The following is a 19808-nucleotide window of genomic DNA, read 5'->3' as shown; positions in this document are numbered from 1 at the left end:
CAATGCAGGCGATCGCTGAGCACAAGCGCCTGCGGAGCAGCCGTCGCACGAAGTTCGCGCTCCGGCTGGGCCGGGCCGCGGGTGCCGGCGGAACGACGGGTGTCTGCGCGGGGGGCGGAGCAGCCACCGGGCTCCTCCGGGTCGGGGGCGGAGGAGGCGGCGGCGGGGGCGTAGCCGTGCCCGTCCGGGCCGCCGACGGTGGCGGCGGAGGAGGAGGCGGCGTCGGGGCAGAGGCCCTCCGGGCCGGCGGTGGGGGCGGAGGGGGAGGCGGCGGGGGCGCGGCAGAAGCCTTCCGGGGCGGCTGCGGGGGCGGAGGAGGCGGGGGTGCGGCAGAGGCCTTCCGGGCCGGGGGCGGGGGTGGCGGTGGGGGTGCGACGGCCGCGCTCTTCCTGGCCGGAGCCGGCGGCGCGGGCGGCGGAGGCGTGGTCGCGCCTGCCCTCGGCCTCGGCCTCGGCGGCGGGGGAGGCGGGGGCGCGGCGGCTCCGGGACGCGGCGCCGCGGGCGCGCCGGGACGCGGGGAAGGAGCCCCCGCAGGGGGTCGTGGCCCGGCCGGCGGTGCCTGCTGCTCCCCTCCGGCGGCCTCGGAGGCCTCCGGCCTGGGCCCGGCGATGAGGGTGTTCGCCCCCTGGATCACGCGCTGGAGCACGCCGACCCGCGGTTCGGCGGCCGTCTGCTCCTGCTCGATCTCCTGGACCACCTCCTGCGCGACCTGCGACGTCTGCTTCTCCCCCGTCCATTCGAGGAAACCGCCGCAGGAGCCGCAGAAGGCGTCGTCCTCCCCGTTGCGGAACCCGCACTTACGACAAACGATCATCTCTCCACGACCTCCAGCCCGTGCGGGACATGCGCGGGTTTCTCGGCGGCGATCAGTTCCTCCAGCGCGGTGACGTCCACCGACGTGTTCCTCGGCAGCGTCACCCGGACGGACAGCCGGGGCACCGCCTCGCCGGGCAGCGGGGTGTTCGGAACCGTCGACCAGCCGACCCCGCCGCTCTCGGCGAGTTCCACCTCCCCGCCGGTGACCAGCTCGACCAGCGTGCGCAGACCTTCGGCGGTGCCGCGCAGCCGGTGCAGCAGCACCGAGTGCGCCACGGCCGCCCGCTGCCGGTCGAGAGGCCAGTTCTCGTCCAGGACCGTGCCCAGCCAGCCGGCGAGCCACCGCACGAAGTCGCCGGGCGCGAGCATCGGGTCGGTATAGGCGGCCAGACAGTCCAGGGTCGAGACGGCCGGGGCGAGCACCTCGTCCAGGGCCCCGGTCCACCGCATCGCCACCGGGTCCTCCTGGAAGACCGCGGGCAGCAGCGTGCCGATCGGATACGGGGTGTCCAACCCCACCACGGCCGCGCGCATCAGTGTGCCTCCACTCTGACCTGGTGCTCGTACGAGAACACCAGGCTGTTGGCGTCGAGATCGATCCGGCGGGCCTCCTTGCCGCGCACGCCGGTGACCGGGTCGGCGGAGAACAGCCGTACGTCCTCGACCAGTTCGACCCCGGGTATCTGTTGCAGCCGGCCGAAGATCTCGCCGGCCTGCACCGGACGGCCGAACGGCCAGCCGGCGCCCTCGGGCCCGCCGCCCGGCAGCGGATTGAGATAGCGGTGGAGGGCTTCGAGCGAGTCCTCGCGCACCCGCTCGGCGTTCACCCGTGGTCGGGCCACCAGCCGGGCGACCACGGTGACGCCGCGGTAGAGCGGCGGTTCGAGCATGACGCGGGTGCCCACGACCCGCGCGCGGTCGAGCCGTTCAGCGATCCGGCGCAGCGTCGGCTCCGGCGGGACGAGGTTCTCGAACAGGATCCGGCCGTCCTGCATGGCCGCGGCCGGGACGACCAGCACCCGGACTCCCCCGGCCTCGGCGGGGTCCTCGCCGGTCGGCACGCAGCGCACCCGGGCGATCTCCGGTGCCGCCTCGCGGGTCAGGATCTCGTAGTCCTCCGCCGTCACCGCGCGGCTGCGGGTACGCAGCAGCAGCGGCCCGCGGTCCTTCGCCTCGTCGAGGGTCTCGCCGTCCACCCCGCCATGAGCCGGGCGCCGGTTCTCCACGGCGGAGACCGCCGGGACCGAGGACTTGAGCCGGCAGACCGACCCGGCCGCGACGTTCCCCCGGGCGCCGCCTCCGGTCGCGTACCCGCGGATGCGCACCTCGGCGCCCTTCTCGGGTACGGCACCGTACCGGCGCAGGCTCCCGTCGGTCTCGCGTACCGCCGGGCCGAACAGGACGAGTCCCGAGACCGCGTCCAGGGCGAAGTGCCGGTCCTCCGGTCGGCTGTCCGCGAAGTGCTCGACCTCGGTCCACTCCAGCCAGCCGTCCGGTGAGCCGGTCTCCACGACCGGCGGGCCGTAACCGGCCAGCACCGGAGCGTGCCGGAGCGGGAACTGCTGCCCGGGCACGCCCTCCGCCCGGTCCAGCTTCTCGAGAGCGACCGGTTCGGCGTGCATGGCCTCGACCGTGCCGCCGATCGTGCAGACGGTCAGTCCGTCGACCACGGGCGAGTCCGTGTACGGGGGTTGTCCCTCCTCGGGCTCGGTGACCCGGGCCCTGATCCACCCGGCGCGGTCGCCGTCGACCACGCTCGCCCGATGCGCGGTCGGCACGTGCAGGACGATCGCGCCCGAGGTGTTCAGGCCCCCGGTCTCGTCGAGCCCCGTCTCGCACTCCGTCCAGCCGTCGCCGGTCCATGCCTCCCAGATCAGCGGGGCGTGTTTCGGATTGACCCCCACCCCCTCGACCCGGCCGCGGAATCCCAGTCGGATCGCGCACCCGGGCACCGGGTCGGTGAGACCGATCATCAGCGCGTCCCCGATCCCGGGGCGTCGGCGGAACGCGGGGAACGGCCTGCCGTCCGAGAGCAGCCGGGAGCGGTCCGCGGTCCCGGCCGGCCGGCCGGCCTCGGTGGCCGCGCCGGTCTGTCCGCCCTCGGACTCCGGTTCGGCCGCGGTCCTGATCCTGGCGAGCGAACAGGGCACGACGGCCAGGTCCACCCGGGTGGTGAAGACGACCGATTCGGCGGTGGCCGTACGAACGGTCCCCACGCGGGTGCCCGCGGCGATCGTCAGCCGCGTGCGGGCGGGACTGGAGAGCCAGAAGGTGACGGGTACGCGCGCCGGGGTGGGCGGGAGGATGCGCAGGCCGATCAGGTTCAGGAAGGTGACATAGAGCCGGTCGGGCACCTGGTTGAGCCGGAAGAGCAGCTGGTCGGTCATCTGGGCGAAGGTCTCGATCAGGGTGATGCCCGGGTCGGAGACGTTGTGGTCGGTCCACTCCGGGCAGCGCTGCATCACCAGGCGTTTGGCCTCGTAGACGAGGTCCTGGAACCGGCGGTCGTCGAGATCGGGGGCCGGCAGGGGCATCAGTACTCGCCTTCTTCGTGCTCGGGGATGGTGTAGAAGGGGAAGACGAGGTTGCGCGGGCTGTTGGTGCCGGGCACGACGTAGCGGATGTCGATGTAGAGCAGGCCTGGCTGCTCCTCGTCGGGGTACACGTCCACCTCGGCCACGTCGACACGTGGCTCCCACTGCTCGATCGCGGCCTTGACCACGTCGGCTATCTCGGCGGCCTTGTGGACGCCGGCCCCGTCGAAGACGTAGTCCCGCAGGGTGCTGCCGAACCTCGGCCGCATCGGGCGCTCTCCGGGATAGGTCTCCAGGATCAGCCGCATCGACTGCTCCAGTTTGGCGGTCCCCGAGGCCATGGTCGGCGCCCCGGTGGGTTCGAAGGCGAACGGGAACGACCAGCCGGTGCCGGTGAAGTCGGTCATCGCCGTCCCTCATCCGCCCAGCGAGACGGACGCGCCGGAGAGGGAGACAGTGCCCTGGCTCTGGATGGTCAGCGAACCGGCGGACTTCAGGGTCAGCGCGTTCCCGCCGTCGATGGTCACCGTGCCGCCCTCGCCGGTCACGATGTTGACCGTCCCGGCCTGGCCGCACCTGATGGTGAGCTGCCCCGCCGGGTCGGTGGGCGCGCAGGTGAGCTCCACCGCCCCCCGCACCACGTCGACGCCGAGCCCCAGCCCGCCGTCGCCGGTGCCCAGCGCGATCCGCGACTGCTCCGGCTTCGGCCCCTCGCCCATCTCGTCCTGGAACACCAGCCGGTTGCCCGAGGCCGAGACGAACCCGCGGCGCGCGACCGACGAGTCCGCGCCGCCCGGCCCCTGCCGGACGGCGCTGCCGCCGAGGCTGTAGGCGCTGTGCTCGGTGACGAGGCCGCCGAGCACGTACGGACGGCGCGGATCGCCGAACTCGAACCCGACCAGGACCTCGTCGCCGACCTCGGGCAGGAACATCGCGCCGCTGCGCCGGCCGGCGCCGAACTGCACGACCGGGGCCCAGTCGGTGCGCACGTCCGGGGACAGCCACGGCAGCGTCAGCCGCACCCGGGCGTGGTCGCCGCCGATGTCGTCGACGACGGCGCAGACGAGACCGGGGATCCGCACCGGGTCGGTGCCGTCGGCCGCGGTCAGGCCGAGCAGGGAGCGGTCGTGCGCGCCGCCCGCGGCGAACTCGGTGTGGTAGCCGTTCTCCGCCAGGTCGAACACGTGCCGGGCACGGGTGACCAGCCAGACGGCGGGAAAGTGTGCGGGAATTCCGGAGACCCTGACGGAGGCGCCGGCGCGGATCGCGGGGTCGCCCATCGCGTCGCCCTCCGCCTCGGCGAAGGTCCCGCCGACGGACGCGGCCAGAGCCGCGGACGCGGCCTCGACGTCCGCGACCGGCAAGGTGCCCACGACATGGGCGGTCGGGCTCGGTGGGGGGCCGAGGCCCTCCCCGGTTCCTAGGCCGTCCCCGGGCTCCAGGCCCTGCCCGCCCGCCGCGACGGCGCCCAGCGGGCCTTCGGCGGACGCGCTGAAGAGCGCCGCGACCTCGGGCAGGCCCCGCGGGCGCTCGGTGGGGGCGGTGGCGGAGGGCTTCGGTGGCGAGGGCGCGGCGGAGAGCGTCGCCCGCAGCGGGTCCCAGACGCGCACCTCGACCTCGGGGGCCAGGTTCCCCGCCGTGACGCGCGGCTCGAAGCGCAGCAGCGAGCCGGGGATGGCCAGCTCCGGCAGACCTTTGTGGGAGTCCGCGAGCGTGGAGGCCTTCCGGAAGTAGAAGTCCCCCTCGGACATGCCGAATTCGAAGCCGATCTCGCGTGCCCGTTGGGCCAGGAACTCCCAGTCGCTCTGGTTGCACTGCAACAGGTGCTCGTGGACGGTCTGCGTCCCGGAGATCCTGCCGACCGGCAGTCCCGCCTCCTCGGCGATCCGCCGCGCAATGTCCGAGTCGGTCGCGTCGTCGAACGACCTTGTCCTGCGCGCCCGTTGCAGCCGGTGGCACAGGTCGTAACCGCGTACCACGGTCCGCCCCACCGTGCCCTGGTAGTACCCCTCGATCGCGGTGACCTCGCCGACGACCAGCCGGCCGCCCGGCCCGGACCCGACGCGCACCTCGATGCGCGTCCCGATCCGGAGACCGGCCTGGTCCAGTGCGGCACCGGTGAGGTCCGCGAAGCCGAGCGCGAACATCGACGGCAGCAGCAGGTGGGTGCTGACCTCGGTGCGCACCAGGCACCTCGCGGCGGCGCCGGACAGCTCCCGGCCCGGAGCGCCGACCCGTACCGTCGGCCACACGGTGGCGCCGAGGTCCGGCGACACGGTCATCGCTCACTCTCCTGCGTGCTCGGCAGGTACACGCGGGTCCCGGGCCGCACGCGCAGCGGGTCGTCGAACCGGTTCGCCGCGGCGATCTCCCGCCAGTGCTCCGGCCCGCCGTAGCACCGCGTGGCGAGTTCGGGCAAGGACTCGGCACCGGAGAGCAGGTGGGTGCGGCGCCCCTCCAGGCCGCCCGAACTCGGATTGGTCGGCCCCGGGATGTCCGGGATCGAGTGGAGCGTCAGGTCGACGGTGGCCCGTACGGGCGTCCCGGACGGACTGAACCGGGTGTACGTGACCGTCACCTGGTTGAGGTGGACGAGGTAGACCTGGGAGCCCCAGATGAACTTCAGCCGGGGCAGCTCGCTCCGCTGCGTGGACGTTCTGTCCCTGCTGTCCACGAAGTGGGACCAGGTGAGCAGGCGCAGGCAGGTGCGCGCCACGTTCGTGCCGTCGAAGGTCAGCGAGCGCAGGTTGATGCTCGTGGTGCCCTTTGCCTTCTCGACCTCTTCGACGGATATGGCGGACAGTTCGACCTTCGCCCTCGGGTCGGAGAGCCCGGCGCGTCTCTCGCTCCTCTGTTGCAGACCGGCAGTCGGTGCCACCGGCGCCGAGTGCGAGATCACGATGGTCGCCGGGTTGAAGTCGAACTCGACGTAGTCGGCGGCGGCGGTGGACTTCGCCGGGCCGAGTTTGGCGTTGCCGTCCGGGGCCAGTGGGGGTGCCGGGGCCTGCGGGACGCGCCGCGAGGCCATGGCTGCGCGCTGTTGTTGCAGCATCTCGGGGGTGACGCTCATGAGTCCGGCTCCTATACGTGGACGGCGGCGGAGGTCGGCAGGAAGCCCTCGTGTTCGAGGGTCAGCGTCTCGATCGCGACCGCGTTCTGCTTCGCGTCCAGGACGGGGCCGCTCCACGACACCGGGTACGCGTTGCGCAGGCTCCAGGAGGCGACGACGTTCTGGTGCACGTCCTGGAGGGAGATGTCCACGGTCCCCTTCGGCGCCCTGGCGCTCTTCTCGTCGCAGTTCATCCAGGTCGTGACCAGCTTGCCGAGCCAGCCCTGCAACGCCAGCGACGGCTGCCTCTCCATCGCCCTTTCCAGGACCACCGGGGAGTAGGACACCTGGGCGGGCAGCTTCACCTCGCCGCTGTAGTCGCCGCCGACCTTGATCGTCTCGGTCCGGAAGTCGACCTTCAGGCCCTTGCACGAGGACCATTCGCCGAGTCGGTCGATACCGTCGCCGTTGGAGAAGGCGACGGTGAAGCGCATGGACAGGCCGTAGTACCGGAACGCGCTGTCGGCGGACGCGCTGCGCGCCGCCGAGGCCGCGGTGGACGCGGCTGTGCCGCCGGCCTGCGCGAGGGGGAGGCCGAGTCGGCCGCCGCCCTGCCCGGCTGCGGAGGCGAAGGACGCGATGCTCACTGACGGGATGCCTTTCGGGTGCGTTGGTCCTGGCGGTCAGAACGGCGAGATCATCGGCGACGTCGGGGACAGCGCCGAGGAGTTCAGGTCGTCCTCGAGGAAACCGGTGTGGGCGAGCCGGAGCGTCTCGACCGCGGGCTTGGCACCGGCCGCGTCGAAGGAGTCGACGGACCAGGCGATGGGGAAGAACTCGCTCAGGCGCCACTGGACCATCGGAATCCCGGCGAAGTCGACGAGCTGGATCGTGCCGCTCTGCGGCTGCGGGTTCTTCGAGGTCTGCGTCAGCCAGTGCTGCACGACGCGCGAGTAGGGCCCGGCCGCCCGGCTGAGCGTGATCGGCTCGTACCTGGTGGCCCCGGGGAAGAGCCAGACCTGGTTGCCGCTGTCTCCGACCCGGTGCTCGACCTGATGCCAGGACACCGAAAGGCCCGTCACCCTGGACCAGTCGCCGAAGTGGTAGGCGACGTTGTCGATCAGCACCGAGTACCGGTGGCTCATGCCGACCGTCAGCGGACCGGCGATGTTCCGGGCCTGCTCGGCCGCGCCGCGCAGCGATCCCATCATGCTCATGGCTCCCCTGACTCCCGTCCGTCTCGTCCGTCGGATCTCGTCTATCTCGCCCAGCCGAACGGCCCGGTCGCACCGAGCCGGCCCGCGCGTTCGCGGTCGACCAGGAGCTCGCGCCGGAGCCGCCGGTGGATCTTTTCGTAGACCTGGACGGCCACTTCCTCGATGTCGCCCGGGTCGTCGAGGTCGAGCGGACGGCGACCGCTGAGCTCGATGAGCCGGTCCCTGACCGAGAGCAGTTCCTCGTCGAAGGGCGCCGACGTCCGGGCCGTCTGTGCCCCGGTCACCGGTCCCTGGGACGCCTGGGACACCTGGAACCCGGACGGCGTCCCGTCCCCGGGCGCGGTCGTCGGCGGCCGTGGCTGCGGTTGCGGGGGCTCGACCGCGCCTGGCTGGACCATGGTCGTCACGTCGCCGGGCTGCCGCTGCACCCCGCTCGCGGGCGCCGTGTGCCACGGTGCGGTCCACGATGCCGCGGGTGCCGCGGCTGCTTCCGCCGGTTCCGCACCCAGGCCGCGCGCCCACATCTCGGTCGCCACGGCCTCCGCCTCCAGAGCGCTGCCGCCGTCGGAGTCCTCGGGAGGAAGAGCCGGGCCGAGGGCGCGCTGCTGGGCGGCGTGGGTGAGTTCGTGCGCGAGCAGTCCGCGCGCGACCGGCTGGTCGAACGGCCCCTCGTCCGCGGGCAGGAACACCTCGCCGTTCCGGGTGAAGGCACGGGCACCGAGCGACCGTGCCTCGGCCGCCACCTCGGGACCGCGGTGGATCGGCACGTCGGAGACGTCCACGCCGTGCGCCCGCCGCACGGCGTGGACGAGTTCGCCCGGGGCCGTCCGGTCGGGCGGCGGGAACGGTGCGGGCGGGTGCGGCTCAGGCTCGGGACGGGCGCCGTCCGGCCGACGCCGCGCACGCGGACGTACCAGAGGTCTGCCCAGGGGAGTGGTCGTGGGGGTGGTCGGCGTCGGTGCGGTGCCGGTCGGGCGGGATGTCTCCGCAACCGGTGGAGCCGACCGCTCGCCGGGAACGAAACGGTAGACCGGACGGGCCGGAAGCGGCGTCACCGGGCGCACGTCCTCCTCGTCGACGGCCCCGCCCTGAACCCCTGACTCGCGGCCGGCCGGTGTCTGCGCGTGCGGCGCCGGTTCCCTCGGCTCCGGCGACGTGCGCTCGCGCGGCGACCGGGCACCGGCCGTCGTGCCGTGCGAAGGCCACTCCGGTCTGTCGATCGGGGCCGCGAGGCCGAGCACGGGCGCCTCGGGACCGGCGGAACCACGCCGCACGTCCGGGGCGACGTCCGACGCGAGGTATGGCGTCGGACCGGCATCCGCGCGGCGCGGCGACCGGCCCACGTCGGAGACCGCGACCCCGTCGGCTTCGGCTTCGGCTTCGGCGACCACGACGACATCGGCGACCGCGTCGGCGTCTGCGTCTGCGACCGCGACCGCGACCGCGACCGCGGCGGCATCGGCATCGGCGACCACGTCAACGTCGGCGACCGGAGCAGGCGACGAGTCGGCCTCGGTGGCACGAGTGCGTCCGGGCCGCTCGTCCTGGACTTCGGGCTCGGGGGCATCGAGGGAGTCGGCGGACGGCTCCACCGGGATCCGCGCGGCCGGGGAGACCGGCCGACGAAGCGGGTTGCCGAGGCCGAGCCGTCGGCTCTCGGCGAGGGAGGCGCGGCGCGCCGCCGCCTTCGGCCCTCCCGTACGCGGCTCCCGCGACGGCCGGGGCGGTGCGGCCGTCGCCTCGCTCGACCACGAGGTGCCGCCCCCGGGCATCGGCGGCGCAGCACCCTGCGGCGGAGGTGGGGCGGCTCCGGCCTCGGTCGCCCACGGCGGACGGTAGGACTCGAGCATGCGCAGCCAGTCGGAGGAGGCGTCGGGCACGTCGTCGGGCGCAGGAGCCGCGGAGCCCTTGGGTGCCACGTCGGACGTGGGATCGCCCACGTACTCGTCCGCAGCCATCACCAGGTTCGGCCGGGGCCCGGCGGACGCGAGTACACGCGGGGCGAACCGAGGCCCCGCAGGCGGCGTCTTCGGGACGGGGCCGCGTTCCGGTACGGGCGCCCACCGCCGACCACGTGCCGAGGGCGGCACGACCGTCTCCTGCTCGGGCGGCGCCTCGGCGCGGACGGCGACCAGTCCCGTCACCCGCCCGGCGACCGGCTCCACAGCGGGCACCACCCCCGGGTGGGAGGGGGCCGAGTACCCCGGGGTGCCCGTGGTCTGACGGCTCGCCGGGCGGGTGCGACCCGGCGCGTGGAGCAGCGGCCGGGACCGGTCCGCCGCGGCCACGCCCATCGAGGCGGCCACGGTCAGTGGCGGCCGTCCGAGGGTCGGGACGAGAGGTGGCAGCCGTCGCCAGTGGGTGTTGCCGGGCGGCAGACCGAGGCCGGGCCGCGCGTCGCGGGTCTCGCGGGTCTCGCGGCGCCACCGTCGAGGCAGCCAGCGCATCTCGTTTCCTCTCCGTACACCGAGGCCGGGACCAGGGCTAGAAGGTCTGGGCAGGTCCCGCCGCGCCGCTGTCGAGGCGGCCGTGGATCCGGCCGATCTCCTCGATCACCCGGGCCCTCACCGGGTGTTCGAGATCGAGAATCTCCCGCAGCGGCCAGTGCAGGTAGTAAGCGAGGTACACGGCCTCCTCCCAGAGCCGGTCGGCCGTGTACATCAGGATTCCCCCGGGACATCACCGGCGATGTCCACCGCGAATCCGTGCCCGCAGGCGGGACAGTCGACGTCCGCCTCGGTGTGCCCTTCCTGGTTGATCCGCCGGTAGAGGTCCTGGAGGAAGGCGAGATCGGAGGCGAACAGGTTCTCGATCACGAGGTTGTCCACCCCGGGGACCGAGCCGAGCCGGGTCACCGTACGTGCGAGAAGCAGCACGCTGAGATAGACGGGGTTCTGTCTGACCCGGGGATCGCTCTGGCTCGCTATCTCGTCGCGTGCCGTGGCCAGGCGCATCACGCCTTCCCGGTGCAAGGTGCCCTGCTCGTCCACGTAGCCCCGGGGCAGCACGAACGGGTAACGGGTCGTCAGCCCGGCCGCCGAGTCGGGCGGTGCGCCCTCGACGCCGGCGGCGGACGGTTGCGTCAGCATGACCTCTCCTCGGTCATCCGGCCGGCTGCATCAGGATCTGGTCGCAGTGCAGCACCACGGTCTCGGTCACGACCTCGGTCGCGCCGGCCTTCATCCCGCCGATCTCCAGCTTCGACGGCCAGGCGTTCTCCAGGAGGTAGGTGATGATCGGCTGACCCGACTTCGGGGACGAAGCCGCCGCGAACAACTGCAGCGAGCAGGTCTTGCGGGCCAGCGGATCGCCCTGCAGCACCGCCTGGTGCCACAACCACATGTACGTCTCCGGGTCGAGGCCGCGCTTGAGCGTGACCGTCGGCGGCTTGGTCTTGCCGTACTGCTTCGTGTGCAGGACTCCCTCGGGGCCGCTGGAGATGTACTCGACCGATTCGACCTCGGTGTTGATTCCGGACAGCTCACTGAACGTGGCGACCTTGATCCCGTCCACCTGGATCACGAAGGTCGACGCGCTCATCACCGCCGGGTTGCCGCTGGCGATCGCCATGTGACTGTCCTCCCTTCGACTCGAAATTCACTGTCGTGCTCGTCTGCGCCGCGCCGGCCGGCTCACCCGCCGTCGCCCTGTGTGATCACGTCGCAGGCGATGGTGACGTCCTCGGTGACGACGCCCTCCCCGGCCCTGGCCGAGGAGATGTTGATCTTGGCGCACCAGGCGTTGACGAGCGTGTAGCTCATCAACGGCTCCTGGTCCTTCATGCCGGCGAGCCCGCCGCCGAAGATGTCCAGGCTCAGGTACTGGGCGCGGGCCGCGGGATTGCCGTCGAGGGCCATCTGATGCCAGGCCCAGAGCGTCAGACTGTTGTCCAGGCCGCGCTTGAGCGTGACCGTCGGCGGCTTGGTCTGGCCGAACTGCTTGGTGTGGTTGATGAACCCGGCCGTGTCCACCGAGATGTACTGCTCGATGCCGATCTCGCTGCTGATGCCGGCGAGTTCCTGGAACGCTATGTTCTGCAGCTGGTACCCACCGGTGATCTGGATGTTCGAGGAGACCACGAAGATCGGTGCGGACGCGACGGTGGAAAACGGTCGCGAGGTCGGTGCGGGCTGGAAACTCTGTGCCACGGTGTGCGGTCTCCTCTCGGCGTGGGCAGGCTCTGACTCACTCCTCCAGGGCCGCGCCCTGCGCGTACTGCGAGACCCGGAAGACGATGAACTCGGCCGGCTTGACCGGGGCGATCCCGATGTCGACGGTGAGGATCCCGGCGTCCCGGTTCTCCGGGGGGTTGTTCTCCTCGTCGCACTTGACGAAGAACGCCTCCTCCGGGGTACGGCCGAACAGCGCCCCGCTGCGCCAGACCCGGCGCAGGAACATCGTGATGGTGCGGCGTACCGAACCCCACAGGAAGCGGTCGTTGGGCTCGAACACGACCCAGTTGGTGCCGTCGAGGATGGACTTCTCCACGAAGTTGAACAGCCTGCGCACATTCAGGTAGCGCCACTCGGGGTCGCTGGAGAGCGTCCGCGCGCCCCACACCCGGATGCCCTGGCCGGGGAAGGACCGGATGCAGTTGACGGCCACCGGGTTGAGCTGGTCGTGCTCGCCCCGGGTGATGTTGGTCTCCAGGTCGATCACGCCGCGGACCACCTCGTTCGCCGGGGCCTTGTGCACGCCGCGGGTCTCGTCACTGCGCGCCCACACCCCGGCGATGTAGCCGCTGGGAGGGATGAGCGCCGGACTGCCCTTGACCGGGTCCACGACCTTGAACCAGGGCCAGTACAGTGCCGCGTACTTGGAGTCGTAGCCGGCGGCGTCCATCCGCCAGTCCCTGACCTGCTGGGCGCCGAGTCCCGGCGGCGGGTCGAGGATCGCCACCCGGTCCGCCATCAGCTCGCAGTGCGCGATCATGGCGAGTTGCACGGCCTTGACCCCGTCGAGGTCCACGGCGCCGTGCTGGTAGGCGGCCATCAGGTCGGGGACGCAGAGCATGGTGACGTCCTCGATCGCCTCCAGCCCGGCGAATCCCGTGCGGTCGGCGGTGTCCCCGACGTAGTCGGCCGGGGTGATCCGGGCCGGGACCGGCCCCTGCGGCACGACGGCCGCCGAGGACGCTCCCCCGCTCAGCACGACCCGTGCGCCCTTCGCCGGTACCAGTGCCGACGCGCCCTTGACCTCGTCCAGGGCGATGAGTTGTGAGGAGTCCTTGACGACCGTGGCGGCGTTCCGCGGTCCGCGCCGCAGTGAGAGGTTGTCGAAGACCTCCGCCTCGCGGTCTTCCCTGCGGACGACCAGCTTGAACAGTTCCTCGCCGGGTTCGCTCGCGTCGGCGATCTCCACGCTCAGCTCGTTGCCCGCTTCCCCGAGGGCCAGCGCCCTGGCTTGGAGGGCCGGACGCTCGCCGCTTCCCGCCGCGGGAACCTCACCCCGGGCGACGGAGTCGAGCGCCCCCGCGTTCCCGGCCGCTCGGCCGTTCGGGGACGCCTGCTCCTCGTCGTGCGGGTCGGTGGCACCGATGCGCACGACGTACGCGGCCCCGCCGCCGTTCAGGAAGTACCCGTAGACCGACTGCGGAAGGTGCGCACCGTCGACGAAGCCGCCGAAAGCCTTGGTGTACTGCGTCCAGTTGGTCACAAGCGTCGGCTGGTTGGAGACCCCGCGCTCGGTGAATCCCACGAAGGCGCACAACGCGGAGCCCACGCCCTCGATGGGCCGCGAGCCCGAGGAGACCTCCTCTACGTAGACGCCAGGGGAATGGTAGGTAGGCACTGCCCCTCTGCCCCTCTTTCAGAACCGCCGGGAACGAACACGGAGATGTCGGACGAACACCGAGATGTCAGATGCAGCCGAGGACACCGCGCATGGTCCACGAGGTGATCACTCGGCCGACGACGATCAGTATTCGGTCCGCCGGCTCCGGTTGACGTGCGCGCGAGAGCGGGCAACGGAGCAGGTTCCGGTGCGCGATGATGCAACACGACGAGCGCGGTCGAGGGCCGGTCCCTTCCTTCGGCTGACGACCGAGCCGGTCGGGGTCCTGTGCGGGGGCTCTGACACCATGAAACCCGCGTGCGTCCCGGAGCCGTGCCGAAAGCGGCAGCGGTGAGCGCATCCGCGCACTCCCGTTCCCCGCGGGTTTGAGAGGCAGGTTCGCACCCGACATGTACCGGGAACCCTGTGAGTTCTGGGAACCGGGCGAGCAGGCCGTCTCCGACGACGACTCCGAACGACGCCTGCCGGCCGCCGACCGCCTCTGCCAGGACAGCAGCGCGTTCCTGGAGGCGCTGTGCGTCCTGGCCGGGGAGTACCCGCCGGCCACGGTGGCCCGCGTCGCCGCGGTTCCGGCGGCGGCACGGATCCTCGACCTGCTGCTCGGCCTCGGACTCGTCGTGTCGGTCGGTGGCCCGCAGAGCCCGGGCCGGATCGCGTTCGCACGGGAGAGCGACTACCGCCGGGTGCGCGCACGGCTGACCCCGACGAGATGGCGGGCCCTGCACCGCGCCGCCGCGGAGGCACTCGACGCGCGTCCGGCGTTGGCCCACCGTGCTCGGGCGGCCGACCGCCCCGACCCTGCGCTGGCCGCCGCCCTGGAGGAGGCCGCCTTCGGCGGAAGCGCGCTGGAGGACGAGGTCGGCGTGCCGAGTCGGCAACTGCTGCTGTGGGCGGCAGATCTGACCGCGGACCGCGGAGAGCGGGAGCGCCGGTTGCTCTTGGCCGCGATGCACGAGGTGTACGCCGAGGAGTGCGGGAACGACGACCTGTGGACGCGGGTCGAGGCGCTGCCTCCTTCGCCGCTGCGGTACTGCGCGCTGGCGGGCCGGGCCTTGCTCGAACACCGTCTCGGTACCGCCGTCGACCACCTGCGAGCCGCGTCCCGCGCCCTCGCAGCCGAGGACGCCCACGCGAACACGGAGGCGGAGGCGGGCACGGACGCGGAGGCGGGCACGGACGCGGACGCGGATACGGGCCATGTGCCTTCCGCGCGCCCGCGCCGGGACCGGGACCTGTCGGCCGCCGCGGCGATCGCGACCATGGAGGCCGCTGTGGCGTGCCGCACGGCACGGGGCGTGATCGCCGTCAACGCGGCGACCAGGGCGCTGGACACCGCGAGCTGTGACGCGGTCCAGATCCACACGGCCCGGCGTCTGCTGCTGGTGGGCCGGTCCTATGCGGACGGCCCGCACGGGGTGCTGCGCTCCCTCGACGAATCCGCAGCGGTCGCCGGGACGAGCCCGACGGCGCCGGGGCACCGGACTCCCTTACCCGAGACCCGGGACTCCGGACTGCTGCTGTTGCGCGGCGAGTGCCGCTTGCTGGCGGGCGATCTGGAAGCGGCTGTCCGTGATCTGGATTCCCTCGTCCGACGGCACGACACGTCTCTCGGGCATCCGGACCGGCTGCGAGCGCTGGAGCGGCTGGCGATCGCACACTTCCTGCGGGGAAGCTGGCAGGAGGCTGATTCCGCGGTGGACGGCATCGACAGGACGGCCGGCGATACGGCGGGGCCGGCGCTCCGGGCCATGCTCTCGGCCGTTCGCGCAGCGGGCGCGGCACCGCGGCTCGGATCGCCCGCGTCGGCGGTCGGAAGAGGGCCCGGCTCGGCGGAACCCGACCGTCTCACCCTGGCCACGTGTGCGGACGTCGTCGCCATGCTGGCGCATGGTCGCCACGCGGACATCCTGACCGCGATCACCCGGCTGACCTCCGACTCCGCCGGGTTGGAGGACGCGCCGGCCAAGTTCGTCCCGCTGTGGCTGCCGGTGTATGCGGAAGCGGCGATCGAGACCGCGGCGAGCACCGCGTCCGAGGCAGGCCTGGCACAACTGCGCGCACACGCACGGCACAGCCCGTACCTGATGGTCACCTTCCATCGGCTCGCGGGCCGGGCGGCCGAGCTCCGGGGCGACCCGACCACGGCCGGAGACGCGTACGAGGCGGGCTTGCTGGCCGCGGAGGTCCGCGCCCAGGTGCCGCCCATGCATCGCGCGCAACTGAACCATGCGTACGGCCGGTTCCTGTGCACCCTCGGGCGGACGGCGACCGGCCTCGGGCGGCTCCAGCGGGCTCAGGACGACTTCGCTTCGCTCGGCGCCCGCGCATTCGTCCGGAACTGCGTCCAGGACCGGGAGGCCGTCACCCGAGGAGCGTCGCCGCGCCCCGACGTCGCCTTGACGGAACGCGAGGCAACGGTGGCCGGGCTGGTCGCGTCCGGACTGACCAACCGGCAGGTCGCGGAGAAGCTGCTGATCAGTGCGAAGGCAGTGGAGTACCACCTGGGAAAGATCTATCGGAAACTCGGAGTGCGCTCGCGCGGGGATCTCGCGAGCAGATGGCGCCGATGAGGTCCTCGGACCTGGACGCCTGGTTGAGGGCGAAAGGCATCGCCCGGTTCGTGCGGGCGAGCATTCGGACCGGCATGCGCGGGGAGGCCACCGCCCGCGTGGAGTCCCGTCACTCACCCTTCGGTCAGAGGCCGATGACCTGTGGTGACAGGTCATCGGCCTCTTTCGTTTGTCCGGGGTCTGCTGGAATCAGTCGGGCGGGTAGAGGAGCGTGCCGGAGTCGACGTCGTCGACGTATCGGCCGGCGAGGTCGGCGTAGTACGCGTCGGACGGGTTGCCGTCCGAGAGGTCGGCGGCCTTGACGGTCGGCGATGTGGCGGTGCCGTCGGTGGAGACCGCTGCGGCGAGGTCGACGAACCGGCCGGGGTAGTCGTCGAGCAGGTAGGTGTTGACCTGCTCGCGGGCGGCCTCCTGGGCCGCGGTGCCGGGGTGGGCGGCGGTGAACGGCGGGATGGTGGCGAGGTAGACGGTGATGCCGGAGTTCTGGGTGACCGGCTGCTGGTCGAAGGAGATCTGGCCGTCGTCGGTGTAGTACGAGCTCAGCCGGGTGTCGAGGGAGGCCAGTCCCCTCTCCACTTCGGTGGCGCAGGTGGCGGCGTTGCCGGCGCAGTTCAGCAGGTCGTCGGCGCCGAGGGAGACGAGGACGGTACGCACGTTGCCCTGGGCCAGCACGTCCCGGTCCTCGGGGTTGAGCGCGTTGGTCGGAACGGTGCTGTCGGTGATCTGCGGAAGCAGCTTGGTGCTGGTGCCCGCGTTGAGCACGCCGTAGGCCACGGAGGCGTTCCCGTGCGGATCGTCGACCAGAGCGTCGGTGATCGCATCGCTCAGGTGATGCCGGCCGTCCTCGCTCGCGGTGTCCCCGTTGACGCTCTGGTCTCCGTAGAGGACCAGCGAGCCGGTGGGCTGTGCGGTGGAGGTGGTGACGTCGATGCCCGAGAGGTACGGCAGACCGGTGTACGTGGTCCGCGTGTAGTGGGCGGCGGCCGTGTCACCGGTGCGGTCGGCGGGGTCGCTGACCCAGACGGGAGCGCGGGCCACGGAGTGACCGGGCATGGCGGACACCGGGCCGTGCACCCGCAGGCTGACCAGTACGGTTGCTTGCTGCCGGACGGTCAGGGCGACCGGGTCGCTGACGACGTCGGCGCCTGCGGGGACGGTGACGGACGGGGAACCGTCGAAGGTCAGCGTCGCCGGAGCCGCTGCCGCGGTGGCGCCGCCTGCGCCGGTGTCCTGAAGGGCGACGGAGGCCGCGTCGAAGGTCACCGGGGTGGCGCCCGTCGCGTTGGACAAGTGGACGCGCACCCCGTTTCCGCTGTCGGTGCCGATGCTGACGTGGGCGGGGACACGGAGAGTCCGGCCGTCGACGGTGGCTGTGCTGTCGTCGGACGACTTCACCCGGTCGGTGTCCTGGACCGCGGCCCAGGTGCCGACCCAGTGCCGGGCGGTGGGTCCGCTGCCGGTGAGGGTCGTCGGCCGGATGCCCAGCCCGAGGACGTGCAGCGCAGGCCGGCCGGCTTGGACGCCGTCGCCGCCGCCGTCGCCGCCGCCGTCGCCGAGCAGCGGCAGGGAGATACTGCTGACGACCGAGCCGGGGCAGGCCAGCGGGACGCTGACGGCGTAGACCTTGGGGCCGGAACCCGGGCTGGTCTGGGTGTTGTCGCTGTGGTTCTCGTGGGCCAGGGTGATCGAGGCCGCGGCGGGCGGACCGGACAGCCAGTCCGGCACGGTGTCCAGACGGTAGTCCTGGTCGGCGGGTTCGCCGTCCGGGTTCAGGCAGTTGTTCCCGGCGTAGGTGATGGTGCCGGTGGCGCCTTTGACCGCGTCGCCGGTGGCGAAGGCGAGGAAGACCACGGCATCGCCGGTGTCGGCCACGCTGCCGCCCGGCAGGGTGAGGGTCTGACCGGAGGCCAGCATGTTGTCGTGGCTGCCGGTGCCGAACCGCGGCAGCGTGATGGTGGCGCCGTCGACGGTCACGGTGCCGCCGCTCCGCCAGCCCGCCGTGCCCGTCAGGTCGGCGGCGTCGAGGCTGTCGCCGGAGCCGTCGGCGTCGGCGGGACTGGTCGTGGTGGTGAAGGTACTGGTGGCGGTGTTGTTCAGGCAGCCGTCGGTGTCGTCGACCGCACAGGTCGGTCGGGCGGTGGACTGCGAGAGAGCGCTGTGCGACGCGGCACGGCGTGGCGTGGCCGGGGTGCCGGACGCCGCGTGGGCCGGCGCCGTCAGTGATCCGGCCGCAAGGGCCGTGGCCGCGACCACGACGGCGGCGAACGGCCTTGCCGCGGGACGTCTGAAAACAGGCATGCCGAAGCGGAAGACGGACATGGAGGTCGGGATCCTTCCCGGGACAGAGGCGGTCCCCCCGTCGGGTCCGCGCCGCTGTGCATTCTGAAGGCCGGTATGTGCCCGGTGCATCACCAATTTGATCGCCAAGCAACCGCCTACAGCCCGTTTTCGAGTCATGTGCGTCGAGATGTGAGTCGAGATGCGTTTCCAGCGTGAGTGATTCTTTGGGTTTCCCGTGGAGTTTCTTTACGTCCCCTGTCGACTCGGCCGATTCCGGTCATCCGTGCGCAGACCCTCAACTCCCCCGTACACCAGGGAGGGTTGGGGGTCCGTTCGACTGGGGTGGAGCCCCGGTGCGAACGTCGCTCGCGGGGTGCTGTCCTGGCGGGGTCGGCGATCGCCGCCTTCGTCCCCCCGACCGAAAGGCGACCACCCTTCCATGCCTTCCGAACTCCAGCCTCCGACCGGCCGCCGCGGATTCCTCAAGGGCGCCGCCGGGGCACTCGCCGTCCCGGCCGCCGCCACGCTCGTCGGCGTGGGCGCGGCGGCCGGGCCCGCCCACGCCGATGACGGCGGGCTGCCCGACTACGCGCCCGTCCCGGCCGCCGCGACCGGCCCCCAGGTGAACGAGGCCGGCTACTACGTGGGCCAGATCGCCGGAAACCTCTACTGGGTCACGGACTCCTTCTACCAGGCAATGTTCCTGACCACCCGGCGGGGCGTCGTCCTCGTCGACGCCCCGCCGACCATCGGGCACAACCTGCTCCGCGCGATCGACGACATCACCCGGGCCAACGGCCGGCCGAGCAAGGTCACACACCTGGTCTACTCGCACTCGCACGCCGACCACATCGGCGCCGCCGGCCTGTTCGGCACCGACGTCGTCCGGATCTCGCACGCGGCGACGGCCGGTCTGCTGGCCCGTGCGGCGGACCCCAACAGACCGCTGCCGACGGTCACCTTCCAGGACAAGTACCAGCTCAGGGTCGGCGGGGAGACCCTGCACCTGGCGTACCACGGGCCCAACCACGCCCCCGACAACATCTTCGTCCACGCGCCCGAGTACGCCACCCTGATGCTGGTCGACGTCCTGTACCCGGGCTGGGTGCCGTTCAAGAACCTCGCGGTCTCCCAGGACATCCCCGACTGGATCAAGGCCCAGAGCATCGCCATGGACTACCCGTGGCAGACCTTCGTCGGCGGCCACCTCGGGCGCCTCGGGGTCCGCGCGGACGGCGCCCTGCAGATCCGGTACATGGACGACCTGGAGGCCAGCACCCGGTCCGCGATCGCCTCCGTGGACCCGGCCCCGTTCTTCGCCAAGTACGGCGCGCAGGGGAACTCGTGGGCGATCTTCAAGACCTTCCTCGACGCGGTCGCGGACGCCGCCGCCGCTCCGGTGGCCGCGAAGTACACCGGAGTCCTCGCCGCCGCCGACGTCTTCACCCGGGACAACGCGTGGACGCTGCTGGAGTCCCTGCGGATCGACGCGGGCGTCCTCGGACCGTTCGGCGTCCACCCCTGAACCACAGACCTGAAGCACGGACCT

At 72.3% G+C, this 19808-nt stretch carries 16 protein-coding genes; 2 read left to right on the top strand and 14 right to left on the bottom strand.

Translation table 11 applies throughout. The features are described from left to right. Positions 1–810 precede the first annotated feature (810 nt). The 13 genes from AB0D74_RS17725 to AB0D74_RS17665 all read right to left on the bottom strand — a co-directional run bounded on the left by AB0D74_RS17725 (position 811) and on the right by AB0D74_RS17665 (position 13406). The gene (locus AB0D74_RS17725) at positions 811–1350 is read right to left on the bottom strand and encodes a phage tail protein (RefSeq protein ID WP_362586828.1); all 540 of its coding nucleotides are present in this window, start codon (positions 1348–1350) and stop codon (positions 811–813) included. Beyond that, on the bottom strand, positions 1350–3350 hold the full coding sequence (locus AB0D74_RS17720; protein ID WP_362586825.1) for a putative baseplate assembly protein: 2001 nt from the start codon (positions 3348–3350) through the stop codon (positions 1350–1352). The genes AB0D74_RS17725 and AB0D74_RS17720 overlap by 1 nt, the downstream gene beginning before the upstream one ends. Then, complete coding sequence (locus tag AB0D74_RS17715) at positions 3350–3757, bottom strand: GPW/gp25 family protein (RefSeq protein WP_362586821.1); 408 nt, start codon at positions 3755–3757, stop codon at positions 3350–3352. Before AB0D74_RS17715 ends, AB0D74_RS17720 begins: the two co-directional genes overlap by 1 nt. A 9-nt stretch (positions 3758–3766) precedes the next feature. Then, the gene (locus AB0D74_RS17710; RefSeq protein ID WP_362586818.1) at positions 3767–5632 is read right to left on the bottom strand and encodes a phage baseplate assembly protein V; all 1866 of its coding nucleotides are present in this window, start codon (positions 5630–5632) and stop codon (positions 3767–3769) included. Then, entirely contained in the window at positions 5629–6420 is a 792-nt protein-coding gene (locus AB0D74_RS17705; protein ID WP_362586816.1) for a hypothetical protein, read from the bottom strand. Before AB0D74_RS17705 ends, AB0D74_RS17710 begins: the two co-directional genes overlap by 4 nt. 11 nt (positions 6421–6431) lie before the next feature. Further along, positions 6432–7046 (bottom strand): phage tail protein, encoded by a 615-nt coding sequence (locus AB0D74_RS17700; protein WP_362586813.1) that lies wholly within the window; start codon positions 7044–7046, stop codon positions 6432–6434. 36 nt (positions 7047–7082) lie between these two features. After that, positions 7083–7616: a phage tail protein gene (locus tag AB0D74_RS17695; protein ID WP_362586810.1), complete on the bottom strand. Its 534-nt coding sequence runs from the start codon at positions 7614–7616 to the stop codon at positions 7083–7085. Between the two features lie 41 nt (positions 7617–7657). After that, complete coding sequence (locus AB0D74_RS17690) at positions 7658–10063, bottom strand: DUF4157 domain-containing protein (RefSeq protein WP_362586807.1); 2406 nt, start codon at positions 10061–10063, stop codon at positions 7658–7660. Between the two features lie 37 nt (positions 10064–10100). Continuing rightward, entirely contained in the window at positions 10101–10280 is a 180-nt protein-coding gene (locus AB0D74_RS17685; RefSeq protein ID WP_362586894.1) for a DUF6760 family protein, read from the bottom strand. Further along, positions 10277–10705 (bottom strand): hypothetical protein, encoded by a 429-nt coding sequence (locus tag AB0D74_RS17680; RefSeq protein ID WP_362586804.1) that lies wholly within the window; start codon positions 10703–10705, stop codon positions 10277–10279. Before AB0D74_RS17680 ends, AB0D74_RS17685 begins: the two co-directional genes overlap by 4 nt. A gap of 13 nt (positions 10706–10718) precedes the next feature. Further along, positions 10719–11186, bottom strand: a complete 468-nt coding sequence (locus AB0D74_RS17675; RefSeq protein ID WP_362586802.1) for a phage tail protein — start codon at positions 11184–11186, stop codon at positions 10719–10721. Between the two features lie 62 nt (positions 11187–11248). Then, the gene (locus AB0D74_RS17670) at positions 11249–11764 is read right to left on the bottom strand and encodes a phage tail protein (protein WP_362586800.1); all 516 of its coding nucleotides are present in this window, start codon (positions 11762–11764) and stop codon (positions 11249–11251) included. A 37-nt stretch (positions 11765–11801) separates the two neighbouring features. After that, positions 11802–13406 (bottom strand): phage tail sheath subtilisin-like domain-containing protein, encoded by a 1605-nt coding sequence (locus tag AB0D74_RS17665; RefSeq protein WP_362586797.1) that lies wholly within the window; start codon positions 13404–13406, stop codon positions 11802–11804. Positions 13407–13798: 392 nt separating this feature from the next. Here AB0D74_RS17665 and AB0D74_RS17660 point away from each other — a divergent pair, with 392 nt between their 5' ends. Further along, entirely contained in the window at positions 13799–15979 is a 2181-nt protein-coding gene (locus tag AB0D74_RS17660) for a helix-turn-helix transcriptional regulator (protein WP_362586794.1), read from the top strand. Positions 15980–16168: 189 nt separating this feature from the next. Here AB0D74_RS17660 and AB0D74_RS17655 read toward each other — a convergent pair whose 3' ends face one another. Next, the gene (locus AB0D74_RS17655; RefSeq protein ID WP_362586791.1) at positions 16169–18298 is read right to left on the bottom strand and encodes a hypothetical protein; all 2130 of its coding nucleotides are present in this window, start codon (positions 18296–18298) and stop codon (positions 16169–16171) included. Positions 18299–18698: 400 nt separating this feature from the next. Between AB0D74_RS17655 and AB0D74_RS17650 the strand changes: the two genes are divergently transcribed. After that, entirely contained in the window at positions 18699–19784 is a 1086-nt protein-coding gene (locus tag AB0D74_RS17650) for an MBL fold metallo-hydrolase (RefSeq protein ID WP_362586788.1), read from the top strand. Positions 19785–19808: the final 24 nt, after the last annotated feature.

Source organism: Streptomyces sp. NPDC048278, from assembly GCF_040652195.1.
In the GTDB taxonomy this organism is placed as follows: Bacteria; Actinomycetota; Actinomycetes; order Streptomycetales; family Streptomycetaceae; genus Streptomyces.
Note: the sequence above shows the minus strand (reverse complement) of the source record. Positions and strands in the feature narration are given on the sequence as shown.

Excerpts from the sequence above, each read along its gene's own strand:
- AB0D74_RS17725 (WP_362586828.1), bottom strand. The coding sequence starts at position 1,350 with ATGCGCGCGGCCGTGGTGGGGTTGGACACCCCGTATCCGATCGGCACG.
- AB0D74_RS17720 (WP_362586825.1), bottom strand. The coding sequence starts at position 3,350 with ATGCCCCTGCCGGCCCCCGATCTCGACGACCGCCGGTTCCAGGACCTC.
- AB0D74_RS17715 (WP_362586821.1), bottom strand. The coding sequence starts at position 3,757 with ATGACCGACTTCACCGGCACCGGCTGGTCGTTCCCGTTCGCCTTCGAA.
- AB0D74_RS17710 (WP_362586818.1), bottom strand. The coding sequence starts at position 5,632 with ATGACCGTGTCGCCGGACCTCGGCGCCACCGTGTGGCCGACGGTACGG.
- AB0D74_RS17705 (WP_362586816.1), bottom strand. The coding sequence starts at position 6,420 with ATGAGCGTCACCCCCGAGATGCTGCAACAACAGCGCGCAGCCATGGCC.
- AB0D74_RS17695 (WP_362586810.1), bottom strand. The coding sequence starts at position 7,616 with ATGAGCATGATGGGATCGCTGCGCGGCGCGGCCGAGCAGGCCCGGAAC.
- AB0D74_RS17690 (WP_362586807.1), bottom strand. The coding sequence starts at position 10,063 with ATGCGCTGGCTGCCTCGACGGTGGCGCCGCGAGACCCGCGAGACCCGC.
- AB0D74_RS17680 (WP_362586804.1), bottom strand. The coding sequence starts at position 10,705 with ATGCTGACGCAACCGTCCGCCGCCGGCGTCGAGGGCGCACCGCCCGAC.
- AB0D74_RS17675 (WP_362586802.1), bottom strand. The coding sequence starts at position 11,186 with ATGGCGATCGCCAGCGGCAACCCGGCGGTGATGAGCGCGTCGACCTTC.
- AB0D74_RS17660 (WP_362586794.1), top strand. The coding sequence starts at position 13,799 with ATGTACCGGGAACCCTGTGAGTTCTGGGAACCGGGCGAGCAGGCCGTC.
- AB0D74_RS17655 (WP_362586791.1), bottom strand. The coding sequence starts at position 18,298 with ATGTCCGTCTTCCGCTTCGGCATGCCTGTTTTCAGACGTCCCGCGGCA.
- AB0D74_RS17650 (WP_362586788.1), top strand. The coding sequence starts at position 18,699 with ATGCCTTCCGAACTCCAGCCTCCGACCGGCCGCCGCGGATTCCTCAAG.